Below are 259 nucleotides of genomic sequence, written 5' to 3' on the forward strand. Positions count from 1 at the left end.
GTTTAAAAATGCCGGGTGTTGGATGCGGGATGCGGGGTGTGAAATTCAAAGTTCAAAGTTCAAAGTTCAAGATTCAAGATTTAATAATTAATATTCAAGGTTCAAAATCCAAGTGCGGAATGCGTGATTCGGGTTTGAAAATTCAAGATTACGGGGTTTTGATGATTACTTATGGGTTATTTTAGATAGCAGTCCTCCGGACTGCGGAATCATATGGCAGAAAGTTTTTTTACACAGGTGCTATTCCTACGGAAGAAAG

General features: G+C 38.6%; 1 protein-coding gene. It reads left to right on the top strand.

Annotated elements, in window-relative coordinates:
- A partial coding sequence (locus tag AC2A1G_RS20075) for a hypothetical protein (protein WP_484048656.1) occupies positions 1-185 on the top strand: 185 nt, incomplete at its 5' end.
- Between the last annotated feature and the right edge of the window lie 74 nt (positions 186-259).

Source organism: Chryseobacterium sp. HNCC26DJ240, assembly GCF_057180485.1.